The organism is Pseudomonas sp. Pme6b, from assembly GCF_058129925.1.
Genome location: NZ_CM176704.1, coordinates 3,690,574 through 3,710,760, shown reverse-complemented (window position 1 = coordinate 3,710,760; position 20,187 = coordinate 3,690,574). Strand labels below are relative to the sequence as shown.

The 20,187-nt window shown below is 58.0% G+C and carries 13 protein-coding genes, 1 tRNA gene and 1 pseudogene; 7 read left to right on the top strand and 8 right to left on the bottom strand.

The features are described 5' to 3' along the window. Positions 1 to 9 precede the first annotated feature (9 nt). Positions 10 to 789: a substrate-binding domain-containing protein gene (locus AC4ANE_RS16750; RefSeq protein ID WP_004665682.1), complete on the top strand. Its 780-nt coding sequence runs from the start codon at positions 10 to 12 to the stop codon at positions 787 to 789. On the opposite strand, the gene AC4ANE_RS16745 is transcribed toward AC4ANE_RS16750, so the two are convergent. From AC4ANE_RS16745 to AC4ANE_RS16725, 5 genes are all read right to left on the bottom strand, one after another. Then, complete coding sequence (locus tag AC4ANE_RS16745; RefSeq protein WP_004665681.1) at positions 775 to 1,683, bottom strand: LysR family transcriptional regulator; 909 nt, start codon at positions 1,681 to 1,683, stop codon at positions 775 to 777. The genes AC4ANE_RS16750 and AC4ANE_RS16745 overlap by 15 nt on opposite strands. Before the next feature lie 63 nt (positions 1,684 to 1,746). Further along, the gene (locus tag AC4ANE_RS16740; protein ID WP_031594953.1) at positions 1,747 to 3,927 is read right to left on the bottom strand and encodes a DEAD/DEAH box helicase; all 2,181 of its coding nucleotides are present in this window, start codon (positions 3,925 to 3,927) and stop codon (positions 1,747 to 1,749) included. Positions 3,928 to 3,970: 43 nt separating this feature from the next. Further along, a complete protein-coding gene (locus AC4ANE_RS16735) occupies positions 3,971 to 5,266 on the bottom strand; it encodes an ATP-binding protein (protein ID WP_031594952.1) in 1,296 nt (431 codons plus the stop codon). Continuing rightward, positions 5,263 to 7,806 (bottom strand): tellurite resistance TerB family protein, encoded by a 2,544-nt coding sequence (locus tag AC4ANE_RS16730; RefSeq protein ID WP_031594951.1) that lies wholly within the window; start codon positions 7,804 to 7,806, stop codon positions 5,263 to 5,265. The genes AC4ANE_RS16735 and AC4ANE_RS16730 overlap by 4 nt, the downstream gene beginning before the upstream one ends. Positions 7,807 to 7,957: 151 nt before the next feature. Continuing rightward, positions 7,958 to 8,045 (bottom strand) — tRNA-Ser (locus tag AC4ANE_RS16725). Between the two features lie 122 nt (positions 8,046 to 8,167). On the opposite strand from AC4ANE_RS16725, the gene AC4ANE_RS16720 reads away from it, so the two are divergent. The 6 genes and pseudogenes from AC4ANE_RS16720 to AC4ANE_RS16695 all read left to right on the top strand — a co-directional run bounded on the left by AC4ANE_RS16720 (position 8,168) and on the right by AC4ANE_RS16695 (position 15,758). Continuing rightward, positions 8,168 to 8,839 carry a Bax inhibitor-1/YccA family protein gene (locus tag AC4ANE_RS16720; protein WP_002553978.1) on the top strand — a complete coding sequence of 224 codons (672 nt, stop codon included), beginning with the start codon at positions 8,168 to 8,170 and terminating at the stop codon, positions 8,837 to 8,839. A gap of 485 nt (positions 8,840 to 9,324) precedes the next feature. Beyond that, positions 9,325 to 10,755, top strand: a pseudogene (locus AC4ANE_RS16715) (serralysin family metalloprotease). 56 nt (positions 10,756 to 10,811) lie between these two features. Continuing rightward, positions 10,812 to 11,195, top strand: coding sequence for a protease inhibitor Inh/omp19 family protein (locus tag AC4ANE_RS16710; protein WP_002553977.1), 384 nt, complete (start codon positions 10,812 to 10,814; stop codon positions 11,193 to 11,195). A gap of 81 nt (positions 11,196 to 11,276) precedes the next feature. Beyond that, complete coding sequence (locus tag AC4ANE_RS16705; RefSeq protein ID WP_002553976.1) at positions 11,277 to 13,073, top strand: type I secretion system permease/ATPase; 1,797 nt, start codon at positions 11,277 to 11,279, stop codon at positions 13,071 to 13,073. Then, positions 13,070 to 14,407 carry an HlyD family type I secretion periplasmic adaptor subunit gene (locus tag AC4ANE_RS16700; protein WP_031594950.1) on the top strand — a complete coding sequence of 446 codons (1,338 nt, stop codon included), beginning with the start codon at positions 13,070 to 13,072 and terminating at the stop codon, positions 14,405 to 14,407. The genes AC4ANE_RS16705 and AC4ANE_RS16700 overlap by 4 nt, the downstream gene beginning before the upstream one ends. A gap of 1 nt (position 14,408) precedes the next feature. Next, entirely contained in the window at positions 14,409 to 15,758 is a 1,350-nt protein-coding gene (locus AC4ANE_RS16695) for a TolC family outer membrane protein (RefSeq protein WP_002553974.1), read from the top strand. 10 nt (positions 15,759 to 15,768) lie between these two features. Here AC4ANE_RS16695 and solA read toward each other — a convergent pair whose 3' ends face one another. The 3 genes from solA to AC4ANE_RS16680 form a co-directional block, all read right to left on the bottom strand. Then, positions 15,769 to 16,944: an N-methyl-L-tryptophan oxidase gene (solA, locus tag AC4ANE_RS16690; RefSeq protein ID WP_031594949.1), complete on the bottom strand. Its 1,176-nt coding sequence runs from the start codon at positions 16,942 to 16,944 to the stop codon at positions 15,769 to 15,771. Between the two features lie 432 nt (positions 16,945 to 17,376). Then, on the bottom strand, positions 17,377 to 18,960 hold the full coding sequence (locus AC4ANE_RS16685; protein WP_054082525.1) for an aldehyde dehydrogenase (NADP(+)): 1,584 nt from the start codon (positions 18,958 to 18,960) through the stop codon (positions 17,377 to 17,379). A 273-nt stretch (positions 18,961 to 19,233) separates the two neighbouring features. Continuing rightward, positions 19,234 to 20,130, bottom strand: a complete 897-nt coding sequence (locus AC4ANE_RS16680) for a LysR family transcriptional regulator (protein ID WP_002553971.1) — start codon at positions 20,128 to 20,130, stop codon at positions 19,234 to 19,236. Positions 20,131 to 20,187 lie beyond the last annotated feature (57 nt).

Below are 20,187 nucleotides of genomic sequence, written 5' to 3'. Positions count from 1 at the left end.
GAAAAAACTATGAAACTGTTGCATAAACATCAATTGGCGGTGCTTTTTCTGGGCTGTATGGCAGTCAGCGTTGCCGCTCAGGCTGAAGAGCTCAAGGTCATGACATCAGGCGGCTTTACTGCTGCATATAAACTGCTGGGGCCGCAATACGCGACGTCTTCCGGGGATACACTGGACACCATCCTTGGCCCGTCGATGGGCAAGGCCCCCGAGGCCATTCCAAACCGCCTGGCTCGTGGCGAGCATGCCGATGTGGTGATCATGGTCGGCTATGCGCTGGATGATTTGATCAAGCAAGGCAAGGTAGACCCGGCATCGCGGGTCGAGCTGGCCGATTCGCGGATCGGGATGGTGGTGAAGGAGGGGGCGGCCAAGCCTGCAATCGGTACCGACAGCGAGTTGAAAGACACGCTGCTCAAGGCGAAGTCGGTTGCTTACTCCGACAGCGCCAGTGGTGTGTACATCGAAAAAGAGCTTTTCAAAAAGCTCGGTATTGAGAAGGAACTCGCGCCGAAGGGCAAGATGATCGAGCGCATCCCGGTTGCTTCAGTGGTTGCCAAGGGCGACTACGAAGTGGGCTTTCAACAGGTGGCCGAACTGTTGCCGGTTCCCGGCGTGACATTCGTGGCGAAGATTCCGGAAGACGTTCAGTCGGTTACCCGCTACGCCGCTGGCATTCCGGTCAATGCCGAGCACCCGAAGCAGGCGAAGGCATTGCTCGATTACCTGGCGTCCCCAAAAGCGCAGGCCACGGTGCAGTCTACCGGGCTGGATTCAGTTCCCCGCTGAACGTAGCGGCATCTTCCTGACCAGTCGTTCCAGTTCAAGGGCTGCAGGCGTCAATGTCCTCCCGCGACGTTTGATCAGCCCTACGTTGCGAACCACTTCAGGTGCAACCAATGGCACGCTCACCAGAAACGGGTGAGCGGTCATCGGCATGGCAATCGAGGGCACCGCCGCCACGCCGAGGCCGGCCTCCACAAGGCCGATCATGGTGGTGACATGCCGCGTTTCGCAGATACTCTCCTTGTTCGGGCGTGAGAGCGCCAGCGCCTGATCCAGTACCAGACGGTTACCTGACGTTATGTCCAGAGCGATGTAGTCGTGGCGGTACATTTCCTCCCAGCTCACGCTGGCGCAGGTCGCAAGCGGGTGATCCCGGCGGCAGGCCATCACATAGCGTTCCTGAAGAAGCAATTCGAAGTCGACCTCCGGTGCTAGATTGCCGCTGAAACTCACCCCGAAATCTGCCTCGCCAAGGGCAACCGCGCTGTTGACCTCGTTGGCGCTGGCATCCATGACCCGGATTCTGATTTTTGGAAACAGCTTATGAAACTCGCTGATGACCTGCGGCATGAAGTAGTAGGCGGCTGACGGCACGCAAGCAATGGTGACGCTACCCATCCGGGTGGAACCGACGCCATCGATGGTCATCAATGCGATGTCGAGGTCATCCAGTATTCGCTCGACCTGAGGCAGAAATGCACGGCCCACCGTGGTCAGGCTGACCCTGCGGGTGGTCCGTTCAAACAGCTTCACGTTCAGCGCAGACTCAAGCTTTTCTATACGGCGGCTGAGTGCAGGCTGGGTGATCTGCACGGTTTCAGCGGCCTTGCGGAAGCTGCCATTCTCGACCACGGCACGAAATGCCTGGAGGTCGTTTAGGTCGAAATTGATGGGCATTGCATGACCAGGATTATTGATTCGGTATGGACATCAATATATCAGGTTGCGCGGGCAGGGCAGTCAGGCCGTCAAGGTCTTCGCAAGCGCAATCGCGTTCGGTATATCAAGCTGGCTGGAGGCAAATGATTTGATCAGCAACGAATTTGGCAGGGCCCAGTCCCACTTCTCCCGTATCAGATTCTTCACATCTTTCAGCAGTGGTTCCACGTCGGTTGCGTCCAGTTCCGCAATCCTGCCCAGTGCTGTCAGCACGCTTTCCTGAGAGGCGCTGATTTCGAGTACTAGTCCCGAAGCTGTGCACATGACCCCAGCCTGGTTAAGCAGCAAGCACAGCGCATCATTGGTGTAGTCGCCCGCCCAGGTCAGCAGATAGCTGTTTGAGGTCGATCCCGTCAGACACTGGTCAGCTAGCCCCAGCCGGTGAAATGTCTGGCGCGCTTCCGCCAGTAGGACTTGTGCATTGGCATCGAGGAACGGGCAGGGGGTGACCTCCGTCAGTACCGCGCGCATTTCTTTACGCACCCGGTCATGGATCTTTGCGCCCAGTCCGTCGAATACCGGAGGTTCGCCGCCACGGGCGCGTTTGACAGTAATGACTTTCTTTTCCAGGTCCACATCCATGACCTGCCAGCGTTTGCCTGCAAAGATGATGCGTTGCCCGAGGGTCAGCGGGCGGCTGACAGGAATGGAACCTAGCGGCTTGCCATCGAGAAGCAGCCTGAATTCTTCGTCGCTGCTGAACGCGCTGTAGAACTCGTAGTGGTTGACCAGCTTTTCACCGATCTCGCCAGGCAATAGCAGGCCAGAGCTGTCCTGGACGATCAGTTTCTTTTCACCCAGAGTCTTGAGAAGGGCCATGAAGTCGTTTTTATCAACGGCCGCGAATGTTCCGCTCGCGATCAGCTCATTCCAGAGCTGTGAAGCATGTGCACCACCTTGCTGCGCAATCGTAGACAGGCATTGCTGGACCAGCGTAGAGGCGTGCAGGCCGTTTGCTCTTGGAGGTTCGAACCACTTTTCGATCAACAATCGAATCATGGCGATTGTCTGCACCAGGTTTTGCCGGAGCTGATCCGAGAGGTCTGAATCAGGTGTCAGGGTGTCTTCCTGGCAGTAGGCGCGAAGTGTGGCGGGCTCACCTGCGCGACGCCCGGAGCGGCCTAGTCGCTGGCGCAGGCTCGCCACTGATGGCGGAGGTCCGATCTGCGCGACCGCCTTGATGTTACCGATATCGATGCCAAGTTCGAGGGTCGTTGTGCAGACGGCCGAGGCGGGCGGGCTGCCGGCCTTCAGTGCTCGCTCCGTATCTTCACGCAAGTCTCGGGACAAGCTTCCGTGGTGAGGCAGGAACTCGTTCGGCAAACCGTCGTTTTCGCACAAATGCCGCAGCCGGTCGGCGTACCATTCAACTTTGTCGCGGCTATTGGGAAAGATCAGATTGTTACTGCCACGTAATACCTTGTACATATGCGCGGCTATAGCGTGTCTGGTCCCGGAGACATCCTCTTTCTGCTCTTCATCCTGATCGTTGTCGTCGTCTTTTGTGACGACCATCTGCAGGTTTGCCGCCAGTTTCTTCATCGGCAGCATGGTGTAACCACGTACCTGAACCTGAAGGTCCTGGCCCGACGTTTGAGAAATGATTTCGTCCATGCGCTGGCCTTGCCCCGGACGCAGGAACTCGCGGGCGAGCGCCATCTCACCTAGGGTTGCAGACAGCCCTACGCGTGGCAGCTTTTTGCCGACGACCGTTTCCACGCGATGCATCAGGGACTGCAATTGTTTGCCGCGCTCGCTGCCGATGAAAGCATGTAATTCGTCGATGACGATGTAGCGAAGGGGCTGAAAGAGGCCAGCAAGTGCCGAGCCCCGGTTCACGAACAGGGCTTCCAGCGACTCGGGGGTTATGAGCAGTACACCGCTGGGCGATTTCAGAAAACGATGCTTTCTGCTTGCCGAAACATCCCCGTGCCAGCCGACCACCGGGATCTCCAGATGCTCGCAAAGACGTGTCAACCTGTCCCACTGATCATTGATCAAGGCTTTGAGCGGGCTGATATAGAGCACAGCGCCCGGCGCATCGGTATTGTTGAGCAAATGGGTCAGAATGGGCAGAAATGCCGCCTCGGTCTTGCCCGCTGCGGTGGAGGCCGCAATTATAACGTCGCGATCAGCGTCGATCAGCGCAGGGATGGCCCATTCCTGAGCATCCCTTAGCGATGTCCAGCCTTGCGACCACACCCATTGCTGTACATTGGGGTGAAGCCGTTGGAATGCGGATGAGTCAGAGCTTGAAGCTTGTGAGTTCATTATCGGCCTCTACAGTGAAATCACTTTTGCCGCCGTCATCCCTGGCAATGTCAATGGCGCCCACAAGGTTTCTCCAGTTGGCCTCAGGGTTTTGCTCCAGAACCGCCAACAGGTTGATAAACGCGGTAATGGTGGTGCGTGGCGTTCTAAAGTAAGCCTCACCCAGACGCTGACCGCAGTGCTCGATAAAGGCCGGGATCGCCTCTTCCGGAAGCAGGTATTGTTCCGCGTCGCCGTATGCATAAACGTTACGCAGGTTCAGCAGCAGGACATAGAAGTCCTCCGGGGTCAGGCTGGTCAGCCGAATGACAGGGCCGGAAAGATCAACGTAGCCTGTCTTGGCAAAGGTGTTTTCTGCAAGGCGCGATTGCAGGGCCGGGTAGCTGTAGAGGCCGCGGCGAGTGTCCATCAGAAATTCCGGCGTGCCGCCCAGAACAAAGCCCAGCCCGTCAGTCGATCCTTGCAGGGAGTCATTGAGGATGCGCAGGATCTGTTCATAGTTCGCATTGCGAGCCTGCGTGTTGGCAAGCTTGTAGAGGTTGACCAATTCGTCCAGGCACACCATAAGCCCGCCGAAGCCTGCCAGACGCACAAATCGGGAAAGCAGTTTGAGCTGATCGTAAACGGACGCGTCGTCAACGATGCTTCTGACTCCCAAGGCCGCGCGAGCGTCTGTCCTGGTTGTGAATTCTCCCCGAAGCCAGCGGATTGCATCGGCTTTCAGCTGTTCGTTCCCTTCGTTAAAGCCTCGGCAGTAAGCGGCTATGACTTCGGCAAAGTCATAGCCGTTGACCATTTCCGTAAGCTCGGCGAGGTTCTGGCGTATGACCGTCTCGCTGTCTACGCCTTTGCTACTCGCGTGGGTTCTGGCCTGGGAAATAAACTTTTCGACAATACCCTGAAGTGCGCCACCGTCCGGCTTGGTGCGTGTAGACATGTTCTTCGCAAGCTCGGCGTACAGGGAGCGGGCCTGACCGCCCGAGGCGTGCAGGCGTCGATCGGGGTTCAGATCGGCGTGCATCGTCACCAGCTTGCGTTCCATCGCAATGCCTCTGACCAGGTTGAGGAAGAAAGTCTTGCCCGCGCCATACTCGCCGACCACGATGCGAAAGGCAGAACCGCCTTCGGCCAGCCGGTCTACATCCTTGATAAGAGCTGACAGCTCACCCGCCCGTCCGACCTGGATCAAGTGCTGTCCGACACGAGGAACGACACCCGCGCGCAGTGATTGAATGACCGCATCGCGATCCTTGGCTCGTATCTTGTTCATAGGGCAAGCTCGCTTAAAATATCCGGGTTGATTTCGATAGGGTCATCGCCCTCGGAAACCGGCATGTCGAACAATTCGAATGCCATATCGTTGATTTGCTCCAGCGCGCCGTCGAGCATCAACGCCATCTCCGCCGTTGCGATTTCCAGCTCTCGTCGACTCCATTGGTTGCGCGAAACCAGCAGGCGCAGAAACGTAGAGTGGCCCGCATCAAGCCCATGAAGATGGGCGTCAGTGTCTGGGGTGTCTTGTGATGCATCGTCTTCGGCTATCTGCTTGTCATCCTGCTGCTCGTCCTCCTGATCGTCGCGAAAAACATCAGCCAGCAGCGCCGACGCCTCTGCCGTTTCACGTCGCAATTGGGCAACCCTGCCCATGTCCAGCACGATTCCGGAGCCTGGCTTCTTGTCGGGCCCTGTTGCTGTAGTGGCTGACAGCGCTGTCGATACCGGGCCTGTCTGCGAACCGGCCGCAGCACCATGGAGGTTGCTGTAAAGGGTGTGAGGATCGAGTCGAAGTGCCCTGTATATCCGCTCAAGCAGTCTGACTTTCTCAGGCGTAACCGCTCCGTCAGCGTGGGCCAGGTGAGTCAGGCAACCGACGATGGTCTGCTTTTCGTCCTGATTTAGCGAGCTCAGCTTCTTTTTCAGGCTTGCCAGGTTGGGCGGCTGCTGCAGTTGCATCAACATATATGCCTTGAGACGTGTTCGATGCGAGATACGCAGATGACCCCATGAGTCGATATGCTGTTCGAGCAGTGCAACTGCACGCTGGCTTGTGCCTCTATCAACCGTTGCAACACTGCTGGCGAGATCCAGCGTGACAACAGCCGCATTGTAATCCACTGTCACCCTCGACATGCCTGGATCGGGCTCGGTCACAAACAGAACGATGCTGTCCTCAGGTTTGGGCGCACGATTGCCTGCCAGCACATCCGGCTCCATACCTATGTGCATGCCTTCAAGCACTTTTGTCAGCGCGACGATCTGGTTGCGTGCCTGGGCACCGTCAGACTTGAAACGTATGGCCAGTTGATCAAGCGTCGTCAGCTTCGTAGCAGTCCTGACCTCCGATTGAAGCTGTCGCAGTTCATGTCTGGCGTATTCGGGCCATAGCGACACGGGCAGCAATAGCAGCGCCTCCAATGACTCATGCTTATTGAGATCATCGGCATTGCGGCCCATGTACCGACTGAATGGAGCAAGTACTGAAGCACAGCTCTGCACGAGGAGTTGAATTTTCTTGCGAGTGGCGGACGTAATGCTGACGTCTGGCAGGTCGCCCACCGGTATTTCCGGTACATCGAGGTAGGCGGACGATGGGCGATAGGCGACCCATAGTCTGGTCTTGTTTCTCAGCAGCTTCAGGCCATCGGGAAACTGTTCTTCATATTCGGCCCTGAACAGCCGCTGAAACAGATCTGTGCATCTGCCAACAGGTTTGCCACGCGAGATATTCGGATCCGTCAGCGCCCAAGACAAGGCCCAGGATGCATTCAGCGGGTGTTTGTCGATGGCCATCTGACCTAGCGCCACTCGCAGCACGATGGGCATTTCATAGTAGTCGGCCGACTCCATTGGTGGCTCGCGCAAATACATCTGCCCTGAAATGACAGGCATGCTCAGGTATTCGAGAAGCCGCGAAGCCTGGTTGCAAAACGAAAAATCCCGATGATAAACAGTCCGCAAACGCTCGATTTCCTCTCTTAAAGCGGGAATTTCTTTTCGTGCGTCGGGATCAGAAAGGCTGTCGATCAGTAAACGCCGTTCAAGGCCGTGGAAAAACATGAACAGGTAACCGCTGCTTGCTTCAGGATCGCAACGTCCCCCTGCCAGCCACTGCAGATAGCCCCGGCGTGCCGCAGGTTCGAGGTCTTTATAGGTCGACCAATAGTATGCCGACCGTGCAGCGGGAGGCGCATCGGAACCGGCCACCGGCAAGGCAGCGTCTATGAAAGAAGGTTCGGATAGCCTGAATTCCGGGTTTTGCGTTCCTGTGTAGATCATGCCGCCGGGCAAGGTGATATCGGCCACGTTGAACGGCTCCCCTGGACGCAGCCATCTGGCCTTCGCCGGACGATCAGGTGCCTTGGGAATGCTGAAAGAGTTGGTGCCGGGAGAGTACTGCCGGATGGTAAAGAACTCAGACTCACGCTCTGTATGGCGCATTTGCGGAGCGAAGGCCGAGGGCGCCTGTTCCGGCGCTATGTCCGCCTGCGGTTGTGTACCGCCAACAAGGTTGGGAGACGGTCTGCTGAAGCGCGCATAGCGCCCTATGGCCAGGTCGGAGAAGCCCTCATCGGAAGCCGTTGTATGGATACGGTCGGGATAAGGCTGAGTGCCGCCCGCGAGATTGCCTGACGCTCGACTGAAGCGGGCATATCGACCGATCGCGAGGCGTTCGAGCTCTTCATCGATAAGGCGTATTTCAAAGGTGTCTGACACTGAGCCGTGACTGTCAGACTCGGCAGCATGCCGAATCTCGCCCGCGTGGGGTTGCGTGCCTCCAACAGGATGGACAAGCGTTCGGCTGGGTGCCATTGGGATCTTCCATGGTTCATCGGCTGGCAAACTGGCAGTATCCACATTTTGTCAGCGCGGGCCAAGCGTGGGCGGATGAGCTTGCGATTGCATTAGCCAAACCCCAGAAACGACAAAGCCCTGAATAATCAGGGCTTTGCGCTACCAAATATGGCGGAGGCATAGAGATTCGAACTCTAGGACCTGTTACAGTCGGCAGTTTTCAAGACTGCTGCCTTAAACCACTCGGCCATACCTCCACTATCGTTGCGGGCGCCATAATACCGGAATGAAACAAGCTGTCAAACTCTGTGACTAGCCAGTTGCAGCGCCTCTGTTATGATCTTTGCAACTCAACATTTCAACAGGAAGGAGTTTCGCCATGCGCGAACAGGATTACAGCCTTAAAACCGGCATGCAGGCCGACCAGCTAGAGGTTAGTCGTGTCCTGCGCAACACTTACGGTCTTCTCGCTCTGACGCTGGCTTTTAGTGGTGTCATGGCATTTGTCGCTCAGCAGATGCGCGTCGGCTATCCGAACATTTTCGTGGTACTGATCGGCTTCTATGGTCTGTTTTTCCTGACCAATAAATTGCGTGATTCGGTCTGGGGCCTGGTTTCGACCTTCGCCCTGACAGGTTTCATGGGTTTCCTGCTTGGCCCTATCCTTAACCGTTATCTGGGCATGGCCGGTGGCGCCGAAGTGGTTAGCTCCGCTTTCGCGATGACCGCACTGGTTTTCGGCGGTCTGTCGGCTTACGTGTTGATCACCCGCAAGGACATGAGCTTCCTGGGTGGCTTCATTACCGCAGGCTTCTTCGTTCTGCTTGGCGCGGTAGTGGCCAGCATGTTCTTCCAGATCAGCGGTTTGCAACTGGCGATCAGCGCAGGCTTCGTGCTGTTCTCGTCGGTCTGCATTCTGTTCCAGACCAGCGCGATTATTCAGGGTGGTGAGCGCAACTACATCATGGCGACGGTCAGCCTGTATGTATCGATCTACAACCTGTTTATCAGCCTGCTGCAGATTTTCGGCATCATGAGCCGCGACGACTGATGACTTCGGCCTGAGTACTCAGGCCGTTGCGCTTCAAATGCGTTAAACAAAAGCCCCGATCTTTCGGGGCTTTTGCATTTCCGGGATTTGAGAAGTGTCAGGATCTCAGGTGATGGCGATATGCCTTTCCGGCAGCCTGGGAAGGGCAAGCCGGATTGGTCAGAGACTGTCCGTCCAGTCAAATTATGCATGGTAGGCAACCTGACCGATCAGTCATCTTTATCAAGATTGTCCTAGTCTGCTCAAGCACTTATCAGCTTTTGATCATCACAAAAAATAATATCGGACGATTCCCCAAGGCCTGTGGCACTTCCTCGTTTTGGGCTAATTGACATCATGGAACAGAGCTGGACACAAGATTTCTAAATGTGTCAGCTTTGTTACGCTTCAACGCATTACGCACCACAAGGCGAGTGACTGGACTCTCTCGCTACAGGGGGAGTCCTGCCGTACCTAACCTGTTAATCAGCAAACAAGGAAGTGTCATGACGAAAGTCAAAGAAAATGCTGCAATTCAACTCTCTGCTGCTACCAGCACCTCTTTCGACCAGATCAATACGTTCGCTCACCAGTATGACCGTGGCGGTAACCTCACGATCAATGGCAAGCCTTCGTACTCGGTCGATCAGGCCGGCGATTACATCCTTCGCGACAACGCTGCGTGGACTGATCGCGATGGCAACGGCACTATCAACCTCACATACACCTTTCTGACCGCCAAACCTGCCGGGTTCGACAATTCGCTGGGGACTTTCAGTGCGTTCAACGCACAGCAGAAAGCACAGGCCGTATTGTCGATGCAATCCTGGGCAGACGTTGTCAAGGTCAGCTTTACCCAGGCCGCTTCCGGCGGCGACGGGCATATGACCTTCGGTAACTACAGCAACGGCAGCGCAGGCGGGGCGGCTTTTGCCTACCTGCCCAGCGGCAACAGCCGCACTGACGGCCAGTCCTGGTACCTTGTCGATAACAGCTACTAGGTCAACACCACCCCGGACAATGGCAACTACGGCCGTCAGACCCTGACCCATGAAATTGGCCACACCCTGGGCCTGTCTCACCCTGGCGACTAAAACGCTGGCGAAGGCAGCCCGACCTACAAGGATGCCAGCTACGCAGAAGATACGCGTGGCTACAGCGTCATGAGTTACTGGAGTGAGTCCAACACCAACCAGAACTTCGTCAAGGGCGGCGCTCCGTCGTACTCTTCGGCACCGTTGCTGGATGACATCACTGCCGTTCAGCAGCTCTATGGCGCGAACATGAGCACCCGTGCCGGTGATACGGTCTACGGTTTCAACTCCACCGCCGGGCGTGATTTCTACAGCGCCACTTCTGCCTCTTCCAAGGTGGTGTTCTCGGTGTGGGACGGCGGGGGCAAGGATACCCTCGACTTCTCGGGTTTCACCCAGAACCAGAAGATAAACCTCAATGCGGCCTCGTTCTCGGACGTGGGTGGCATGGTGGGTAACGTTTCAATTGCCAAAGGCGTGGTGGTTGAAAACGCGGTGGGCGGTTCGGGCAACGACCTGTTGATCGGCAATGCCGCTGCCAACGACCTTAAAGGTGGTGCCGGCAACGACATCATCTACGGTGGTGGCGGTGCCGACAGCCTGACCGGTGGTGCTGGTGCAGACATTTTTGTGTTTGGTGCCAGTTCCGATTCCAACCGTGCAGCGCAGGATACGATTCGTGACTTTGTCAGCGGTCAGGACAAAATCGATGTATCGGCCATTTCCACGCTGAGCGCGCTGCAGTTCGGCAACGCGTTCAGCGGCCATGCCGGCGAAGCGATCCTCAGCTACAACCAGAGCAGCAATCTGGGTAGCCTGGCGATCGACTTCACAGGTCAGGGTGTGGGGGACTTCCTCGTAGGGACTGTTGGTCAAGCGTTGGCTACTGATATCGTGGTTTAATCTGTAACAATCATGGACGACCCTGCTGTCGTCCATGATCTGGAAAGTACCCCATCATGAAGATCAATCACGTTGTTCGAATCGTGCCAGTGGCTTTTGCGCTGCTGGTGGGTATTTCTGGAGCAAGCATGGCCATGAGTTTGAAACTGCCCGACCCAGCTGAGCGAAGTGGCAAGTGGCGACTTTCGCTTCAGGGAAACACGGACGAAGTTTGTGAGCTGCACCTCAACACTGATGTACCGAAACTGACGGGCGATCTCGCCTGTGCAGTAAAGTGGTTGCACGAAGCCCCCACGGGCTGGTTTCCGACTCCGGATGGCCTGGCATTTACCGACAAGGAAGGCAATCGCCTGATTCACCTCAATAACATGGGGGAGCAGATCTATCAGGCGCGTCTGCCCGGCGGTGAAGTGCTGGTTCTTGGACGGCTCGCCGATTAAGCGTTTCATGGACCTGCGCGAGTTGTTTGTTAAAACCCAGGGATGTCACTCCGTCACCAGCAAGACCATCAAGGAACAACCATGAGTGCGTTGCCCCAAAGCGCCCGGCCGCCGCTTTATAAAGCGCTGGCTGACTACAAGAGCGCGTTGATTGGTGTCGGTTGTTTTACCGCGCTGATCAACGTGTTGATGCTCGCTCCATCGATTTACATGTTGCAAGTCTATGACCGTGTACTGACGTCGCAGAACCAGACTACCCTGGCCATGCTGACGCTGATGGTGGTCGGGTTCTTTGCGTTTATCGGCCTGCTGGAGATGGTCCGCAGCTTTGTGGTAATCCGCATCGGCAGCGAGCTGGAGAGGCGTTTCAATCTGCGCGTCTATCAGGCTGCGTTCGAGAGCAACCTGCACGCCGGACAGCGTCAGGCTGGGCAGGCGCTGGGTGACCTGACCTTTATCCGTCAGTTTCTCACCGGACCGGCGTTGTTCGCGTTCTTCGACGCCCCGTGGTTTCCCATCTACCTGGCGGTGATCTTCCTTTTCGACCCTTGGCTTGGCGTGCTGGCCAGTGTGGGGACAGTGTTGCTGGTCGGACTGGCCTGCCTCAACGAATGGCTGACCCGCAAACCGCTGGCCGAGGCCAGCGGGTACTCGCAGCAGTCTGCGCAATTGGCGACCCGGCACCTGCAACAGGCCGAGGCGATCCAGGCGATGGGCATGCTCGAAGTGTTGCGGCGTCGCTGGTTCCATGTGCATGGGCGCTTTCTGGCCTTGCAAAACCGTGCCAGTGACACTGGAGCGGTGATCAGTTCGATCAGCAAGGCCCTGCGCCTTTGTCTGCAGTCGCTGGTGCTGGGCCTGGGCGCACTGCTGGTGATAAACGGAGACATGACCGCAGGCATGATGATCGCCGGTTCGATCCTCATGGGAAGGGTCCTCAGCCCCATCGATCAACTGATCGCAGTCTGGAAACAATGGAGTTCTGCACGCCTGGCTTACGGACGTCTGGACCAGTTACTCAAGACCTACGCCGAGCCCGCGCCGCGCATGCCACTGCCAGCACCGCGCGGTCAGATCAGCGCGGAACAGGTCAGCGCTGCGCCTCCGGGCAAGACATCGGCGACGATTCAGCAAGTGAGCTTTCAACTGCAAGCTGGTGAAGTGCTCGGTGTACTGGGAGCATCCGGTTCCGGCAAATCGACCCTGGCACGCGTGCTGGTCGGTGTCTGGCCGGTGCTGGGTGGAACGGTACGTCTGGACGGGGCCGACATGCATCGCTGGGACCGCGAGGCGCTGGGCCCCTATATCGGTTATCTGCCGCAGGACATCGAGCTTTTCGGTGGCACCGTGGCAGAAAACATCGCGCGTTTTAGCGAGGGCGACGCGAGCGCCGTGGTTGCTGCTGCGCAACTGGCGGGCGTACACGAATTGATTCTGCGCCTGCCGCAGGGTTACGACACGCGGCTGGGCGACGATGGCGCTGGCTTGTCAGGCGGTCAGAAACAGCGCGTCGCGTTGGCCCGAGCATTGTATGGCGATCCGCGACTGGTGGTACTTGATGAGCCCAATTCCAATCTGGACGCCGCGGGCGAAGCGGCTTTGACTCAGGCGATCGCTGAGCTCAAGACCCGCGGTTGTACCGTCGTGCTCGTCACCCACCGCACACAGTCTCTGAACCAGACCGATCGTCTGCTGGTGCTGAGCGAAGGTCGCATGCAGGCATTCGGCACCACGGCTCAGGTGTTGCAGGCCTTGTCCGGACAGGCATCGCCCGGGCAAGCACCGCAAGCGCACCCTCAATCGCAATCTCGCCCTGCACCCGCCGGGCTTTCCATGAGCCGTCAGTACGGCACGCAGAACAGGCAGTCCGACGTATGAACAGCCCCATCGACACTCATTACGCCGTGCCGGGCAAGGAGCGCGGCGTGCAGTTCTTCGTTCGCGCAGGCTGGATTCTCATGCTGGCAGGGGCGGGCAGCTTCTTTCTGTGGGCCAGTCTCGCCCCGCTGGATCAGGGCATTTCCGTGCAAGGCACCGTCGTGGTGTCGGGCAAGCGCAAGGCCGTGCAGTCGCTGGATGGCGGCGTTGTAAGCAAAATTCTCGTCAGCGAAGGCCAGTCGGTAAAGGAGGGCGAGCCGCTGTTTCGCCTTGATCAGACTCAGGTCGAGGCCGACGTGCAATCGCTGCGTGCCCAGTATCGAATGGCCTGGGCCAGCCTGGCCCGCTGGCAGAGCGAGCGCGACAACCTGGATGAGGTGCACTTTCCCGCAGAACTGATTGCCGCCGGGCAGGGGCAGAACCCCGACCCGCGTCTGGCGCTCGTGCTTGAGGGCCAGCGGCAACTGTTCAGCAGTCGGCGACAGGCGCTGGCTCGAGAGCAATCCGGTTTGCAGGCGAGTATCGAAGGTGCCGGGCTGCAACTCGCCGGTATGCGCCGCGCTCGATCGGACCTGCTGGCTCAGGCTGACTCGCTACGCAAGCAACTGAGTAACCTGGAGCCCTTGGCGCAGAACGGTTTCATTCCAGGCAACCGTCTGCTGGAGTTTCAACGCCAGCTTTCTCAAGTGCAGCAGAGCCTGGCGCAGAACGCAGGCGAAACCGGGCGGATAGAGCAGGGGATCGTCGAGTCGCGGTTGCGTCTTCAGCAGCAGCGCGAGGAATATCAGAAAGAAGTGCGCAGCCAGTGGGCCGATGCCCAGGTCAAGGCGCTTACCCTTGAGCAACAACTGGCTTCGGCAGGTTTCAGTCTGCAGCACAGTGCAATTCTTGCCCCTGCTGATGGCATCGCCGTCAACCTGGGCGTGCACACCGAAGGCGCAGTGGTGCGTGCCGGTGAAACCCTGCTGGAAATTGTACCGCAGGGCACACGGCTTGAAGTCGAAGGGCGTCTGCCGGTGCAGTTGATCGACAAGGTCGCCAGCCATTTGCCGGTCGATATCCTCTTCACTGCGTTCAATCAAAGTCGCACGCCGCGGGTTTCCGGTGAGGTAAACCTGATTTCCGCCGATCAGATGCAGGATGAGAAAACCGGCCAGCCCTATTACGTGCTGCGCACTTCGGTGGGCGATGCGGCACTGGAAAAACTCAACGGGTTGGTGATCAAGCCGGGCATGCCCGCTGAAATGTTTGTGCGCACGGGTGAACGCTCGCTGCTCAATTATCTGTTCAAACCTTTGCTGGACCGTGCCGGCTCCGCGTTGACGGAGGAATAGGATGTCTCGTCATCCCCTGAAAGCCGCTTTGCTGACGGCCATCCTGCTGGGCACTGCTTCATTGAGTCATGCGATGGGCCCGTTTCAGGTCTATGAGCTGGCGCTTCGCAACGACCCGACTTACCTGGGCGCGCTCAAGGAGCGCGATGCGGGCCTGGAAAACCGGGTGATTGGTCGTGCAGGCTTGTTGCCGCGTGTTTCATACAGCTACAACAAAGGACGCAACGACTCCAAGGCCACCCTCAAAGGCGGCCGTGAAGACACCACTGACCATCGCCACTACAACAGCTTTGGTTCAAGCCTGACGGTTCAGCAGCCGCTGATCGATTACGAAGCCTATGCCAATTACCGCAAAGGCCTGGCCCAGGCGTTGTTTGCCGACGAGACCTTTCGCAGCAAGAGTCAGGAATTGCTGGTGCGGGTTCTGACCCTTTATACCCAGGCACTGTTCGCGCAGGACCAGATCAATATAGCCCGCGCTAAACAGCAGGCGTTCGACCGCCAGTTTGCGCAGAACCGGCAAATGTTCCAGCAAGGCGAGGGTACCCGCACCGACATTCTTGAAGCGGAATCGCGCAACGAGCTGGCGATTGCCGAGCAGATAGAAGCCAGCGACGAGCAGGACGCGGCCCTGCGCGAACTGGCCGCGTTGCTGGGCGAGCCGAGTATCGATGTTGCGCAGTTGGAGCCGTTGAGGGACAGTTTTCAGGCGCTGGTGCTGGCACCGTCCAGCTTTACCGAGTGGCATGCGCTGGCCATGGCCAACAGCCCGATCCTGGCCTCGCAACGCCAGTCGCTGGAAGTGGCGCGATACGAGGTGGAGCGCAACCGCGCCGGGCATCTGCCGACGGTGAATGCTTACGCGAGTATCCGTCAGAACGAATCGGACAGCGGCAACACCTACAATCAGCGTTACGACACCAACACGATAGGTATCGAGCTCAGTCTGCCGCTGTACGCCGGAGGCGGCACCAGCGCCTCGGTGCGTCAGGCCAACAGCAAGCGCGAGCAGGCGGAATACGAGCTGGAGGGCAAGACCCGCGAAACCCTGATCGAGCTGCGTCGCCAGTTCAACGCCTGTGCGTCAGGGGTGAGCAAGTTGCGCGCTTATCAGAAAGCACTGGTCTCTGCACAGGCACTGGTCGAGTCGACACGTCAGAGCATTCTCGGCGGCGAGCGCATCAGCCTGGACGCACTCAACGCCGAACAGCAGCTTTACAGCACCCGGCGTGATCTGGCGAAAGCCCGTTACGATTACTTGATGGCCTGGATCAAACTGCATTACTACGCCGGTACGTTGCGCGACACCGATCTGGCGCGTATTGACGAGGCCTTCGTTGTGGCGCGCTGAGTGTCGTTGGTCAGTTCTGCGCGGTGAAACGCGCCAGCGAGAAGGCTGAAAGGTCTACATCGCTGGTGCCGTGAATACAGCGTTGCGCAAGGGCCAGCCCGAGCCCGGCTGAGTGTTTGAAGCCGTGACCGGAGCAGGCCGAAACCACTGTCACGTTCTTCAGATGGGGGTGTTCATCGATGATGAAGTGGCAGTCCGGCGTGACGGTGTAGGCGCAGACCGAAGACTTGACCACGTTCGGCGTCAGTCCCGCAATCTTGCCCTGCACCTGGGTCTGGAACATTTCCTGCTCCTCCCTTGCCGTAACAGTGCGGTCCAGCTGGTCGGCAGCGGATGCTTCAATGTATTGCTCGGTGGCGACCTTCATACTGTTTTCACCGGGCAGGGGCGGGAAGCCATAGTTGACATCATCCTCCCCGGGCCCGTGAGTCAGAATGAAGCTCGGCGAACGTGGTGCAAAAGCGGCATTCTCCTGCAATTCGAACCAGAACAGCTTTTGCCGGCACACCCGCAGCAGATCGCTAAAAGGCGCGCCGAGCAATTCGGCTGACCACATGCCCGCACTGACCACGACCTTGTCAGCGATGATCGTGCCCTTGTCGGTGGTAATACGCACCTGATCACCCTGTGCCTGTAAGTGCGTGACCGTCTCATGGGTCAGCAACCTTGCGCCGTGTTGCCTCGCCAGACGCAGCTGTACCGCGATGCAGCGCTCTGGCCGGACAAATCCGCCTTCGGGTTCAAAGTAGCCAATGGCGGTATCCCGAACAGGGGTGAATTGGGGAAAGCGCTCGCGAATGGCCGCCGCCGACAATACTTCGTGCTTCACGCCATAGGTGCGGGCCAAAGCGATGGTCTGGTGGGTGAAGTCTTTACTGTCTTCAGGATCGTACGCAGGGCTGGAGGTCATCACCAGCACTCCGCACTGCTCGAACAGCGACTCGCCGCTCAGCGCCTCAAGTTCGCGCCAGATGCTGTGCGAACTGCGTACCAGCGGCAGGTATTGCGGGCCCTCGCCAACCGACAGTCGTGTGATGCGGGTATCGCCGTGGCTGGAGCCTTGTGTGTGCGGAGGGGCATAGCGATCGACGCCAATTACATCGACTCCGGCCTTCGCCAGTTGATAGACAGTGGCTGCACCCATGGCACCCAGACCGAGCACGGCCACTTCACAACGCTGCTGCATAATCGGAATGCCTTGATAAATCGCCTATTTCACGCCGGACGGCCTGCCGAATCAACCGCCAAACGTGCATAAGGTTATGTCACGGAGCCCCAAGGGCCATTACCAGTGCCATCACACATGAGGGTGTGGGGAACCTGTAAAAATTTACGCTTGCGCTGCTCAGGGTTTTTAAGGTCCGAAATTGATGAAAAGTTGTCCACGGAAATCGTGGGTATGTCTGTGGGTAACTTTTTGAAACCCTTGTTACACGTGGCTTACAGCTGTGTGGTTATTTTATGAACAGCTCATGTTTTGCACTTCCATGGTGCTGCCACCAGGCTGGAAGACAGGTCCGCCATAAGCGATTTAAAGCACAAAAAAGAAATATTTTTCAAAAAAAAGCGCGACCCTCATCAGGTCGCGCTGCTTTTTTTACGAGTCAAGCGATGGTTGTTACACGAGAGGCTGATCGCTCCATTCACCGTTGACCAGACGACGCAGGCCCAGAGGGTTGGCATTCTGCAACGCAGGCGGCAACTGGCTGTCGGCCAGGTTCTGATAGCAGACCGGGCGCAGGAAACGGTCGATGGCCAGAGTGCCTACCGACGTGCCACGTGCATCCGAGGTTGCCGGGTACGGGCCGCCATGCACCATGGCTTCACAGACCTCAACACCGGTCGGGTAGCCGTTGAACAGAATACGGCCGACTTTCTCTTCCAGTATCGGTTGCAGCCAATTGTATTGGCTCAGGTCTGCAGGTTCGCCGATCACAGTCGCGGTCAACTGGCCACGCAAGGCTTGCAGCGCGTCTTTCAACTGCGCATCGTCAGCGACCTCGATTATCAGCGTGGTCGGGCCGAAAACTTCTTCCTGCAACAACTGGTCGCCGTTCAACAGCAGACTGACGTCAGCCTTGAACAACTGAGCCTGAGCCTGTTTGCCTTCCTGCGGCTTGCCAGCCAGATGCGTCACGCCCGGATGCGACAGCAAATGCTCGACGCCTTTGCTGTAGCTGCGCAGACCACCCGCGTTGAGCATTGTCTGCGGCGCCTGACTGCCCATCTGTTCGGTCAGTTGCTCGACGAACGTCGAAAACGCCGGGGAGCGCAGGCCCATGACCACACCGGGGTTGGTGCAGAACTGACCGGCACCCATCACCACCGAACCGGCAAGCTCTTTGGCCACAGTTTCGCCGCGTGCCTGCAGTGCACCTGGCAGCAACACTACCGGGTTGATGCTGGACATCTCGGCAAACACCGGAATCGGCTGTGGACGCTCGGCGGCCATTTTGCAAAGAGCGTTGCCGCCGTTCAGCGAGCCGGTGAAACCGACGGCCTGGATAGCCGGGTGTTTGACCAGACCTTCACCCACGCCGTTACCGAAGATCATGTTGAATACGCCTTTCGGCATTTGGGTGCGTTCTGCGGCGCGGATGATAGCGCTGGCCACCAGATCGGCAGTCGCCATGTGGCCACTGTGCGCCTTGAACACCACCGGGCAACCGGCAGCCAGTGCAGCAGCGGTGTCACCGCCAGCAGTGGAAAACGCCAGCGGGAAGTTGCTCGCGCCGAACACGGCAACCGGGCCCACACCGATGCGGTACTGGCGCAGGTCGACGCGTGGCAACGGCTTGCGATCCGGCAGGGCCAGGTCAATACGTGCACCGACGAAATCACCGCGACGCAGAACCTTGCCAAACAGGCGCATCTGGCCGCTGGTACGACCGCGCTCACCCTGAATACGTGCCTGGGGCAGAGCGGTTTCCTGGCAGACGATGGCGACGAAATCATCACCCAACTGATCCAGTTCATCGGCAATGGCGTCGAGGAAGTCGGCGCGACGGGCCGGGCTCAGTTGACGGAATTCTGGAAAGGCAGCCTTGGCGGCGAGGGCGGCAGCGTCGATTTCGCCGTCGGTAGCCTGATGGAAGCTGTAAGGCAGTTCTTCGCCTGTTGTGGCATCCAGACTTTTTTGCAGGCTTTGGCCAAGAGCGCTGCGGCCGCCAGCGATGAAATTCTGGCCGAGAATGTTAGGCATCGGTATCTCCTGTTGTTTTGAGGTTGGAGGTCGGTATGGAAGGTATCCGGACCGGCGCTCCTTATGGGTTGCCGAGTTGCTTTACAGATTGTCAGTGATGTGGCGTGTAAAAGCAGGCCAGCGATCATTTTTTCTAAAACCAGTGGGCAGTCATCGTACAACCTGATTCGCTGCTGATGCAACTGTCGGCCTGATTTGCCAAGTCAAGCGCCGCTGCTCTTTATAGCGCATGGGCGCGATCAGGCTTCTATCGTGGCGCGCTTTTGTGACCTTTTAAGGTGGTGTAGCGTTGAGGTTGTGCAATGCATCCAGCACCTGGCGCAACGCCTTGCTGACCGGTTTGTCCTGGCGCAATGCAATTCCCAGCGTGCGGCTCAACCCCGGCACCAGCTGCAGCACCTGCAAACCGCGGCGGTGATGGACTGCAGCAACCGCCATGCGCGGCACGATGCTGTAGCCCAGGCCCGCAGCAACCATTTCCTTGATGGCCTCGATGCTGCCCAGTTCCATGACCGGCTTTACCCGGATCCCGGCCTGCAAGAACCATTCATTGATCAGCAGCCGCGTACTGCTGCCTGCTTCGAAGACCACCAGCGGTAGTTCGCAGAGGTGCTCCGGGGTCATTTCAGCGGCAATCGGCTGCTGGCTGCTGGCGAAGATCGCCAAGAACTCATCCTCAAGCAGCGGGGTGATATGCAGACTGCGACCCGAGGCGGGCAGCGTCACCAGTGCGAGATCCAGACGGTTTTCTTCCACAGCCTTGAGAATGCCGTCCGTGTTGCCGGTGCTGACCCGCACATCCAGTTGTGCAAAGCGACGGCGCAGTGCCTGCAACATGGGCGGCAGCAGATGAATGCAGGCGGTTGCGCCGGTACCGATCGCAACCTTTCCGGCAACGCCGCTGGCGTGACTGGACAACTCCAGCAGGGCGTCTTCGACCACCGCCTCAATGCGCGCAATATGCTCCAGCAACGTAGTGCCCGCCGAGGTGGGCTTGAGCCGCTTGCCTACGCGCTCGATCAATTTCAGGTTCAACTGGTCCTCCAACTGCCGAATTTGCAGGCTTACCGCTGGCTGGGTCAGGTGCAGTCGCTCGGCCGCTGCGGAGAAGCTGCCGTGCGCTATGACCAGCGAGAAGGTATGCAAGTGATTCAGGTTGAGTCGGCGCATGGCAAAGTATTTCTTATGCTGTGAATGATAAATCATAGCTTTTTTAACGGCTTGGTG

What these genes read in the sequence shown, in the direction of transcription:
- AC4ANE_RS16750 (WP_004665682.1), top strand. Translation starts at nt 10, where the DNA reads ATGAAACTGTTGCATAAACATCAATTGGCGGTGCTTTTTCTGGGCTGT.
- AC4ANE_RS16745 (WP_004665681.1), bottom strand. Translation starts at nt 1,683, where the DNA reads ATGCCCATCAATTTCGACCTAAACGACCTCCAGGCATTTCGTGCCGTG.
- AC4ANE_RS16735 (WP_031594952.1), bottom strand. Translation starts at nt 5,266, where the DNA reads ATGAACAAGATACGAGCCAAGGATCGCGATGCGGTCATTCAATCACTG.
- AC4ANE_RS16730 (WP_031594951.1), bottom strand. Translation starts at nt 7,806, where the DNA reads ATGGCACCCAGCCGAACGCTTGTCCATCCTGTTGGAGGCACGCAACCC.
- AC4ANE_RS16720 (WP_002553978.1), top strand. Translation starts at nt 8,168, where the DNA reads ATGCGCGAACAGGATTACAGCCTTAAAACCGGCATGCAGGCCGACCAG.
- AC4ANE_RS16710 (WP_002553977.1), top strand. Translation starts at nt 10,812, where the DNA reads ATGAAGATCAATCACGTTGTTCGAATCGTGCCAGTGGCTTTTGCGCTG.
- AC4ANE_RS16705 (WP_002553976.1), top strand. Translation starts at nt 11,277, where the DNA reads ATGAGTGCGTTGCCCCAAAGCGCCCGGCCGCCGCTTTATAAAGCGCTG.
- AC4ANE_RS16700 (WP_031594950.1), top strand. Translation starts at nt 13,070, where the DNA reads ATGAACAGCCCCATCGACACTCATTACGCCGTGCCGGGCAAGGAGCGC.
- AC4ANE_RS16695 (WP_002553974.1), top strand. Translation starts at nt 14,409, where the DNA reads ATGTCTCGTCATCCCCTGAAAGCCGCTTTGCTGACGGCCATCCTGCTG.
- solA (WP_031594949.1), bottom strand. Translation starts at nt 16,944, where the DNA reads ATGCAGCAGCGTTGTGAAGTGGCCGTGCTCGGTCTGGGTGCCATGGGT.
- AC4ANE_RS16685 (WP_054082525.1), bottom strand. Translation starts at nt 18,960, where the DNA reads ATGCCTAACATTCTCGGCCAGAATTTCATCGCTGGCGGCCGCAGCGCT.
- AC4ANE_RS16680 (WP_002553971.1), bottom strand. Translation starts at nt 20,130, where the DNA reads ATGCGCCGACTCAACCTGAATCACTTGCATACCTTCTCGCTGGTCATA.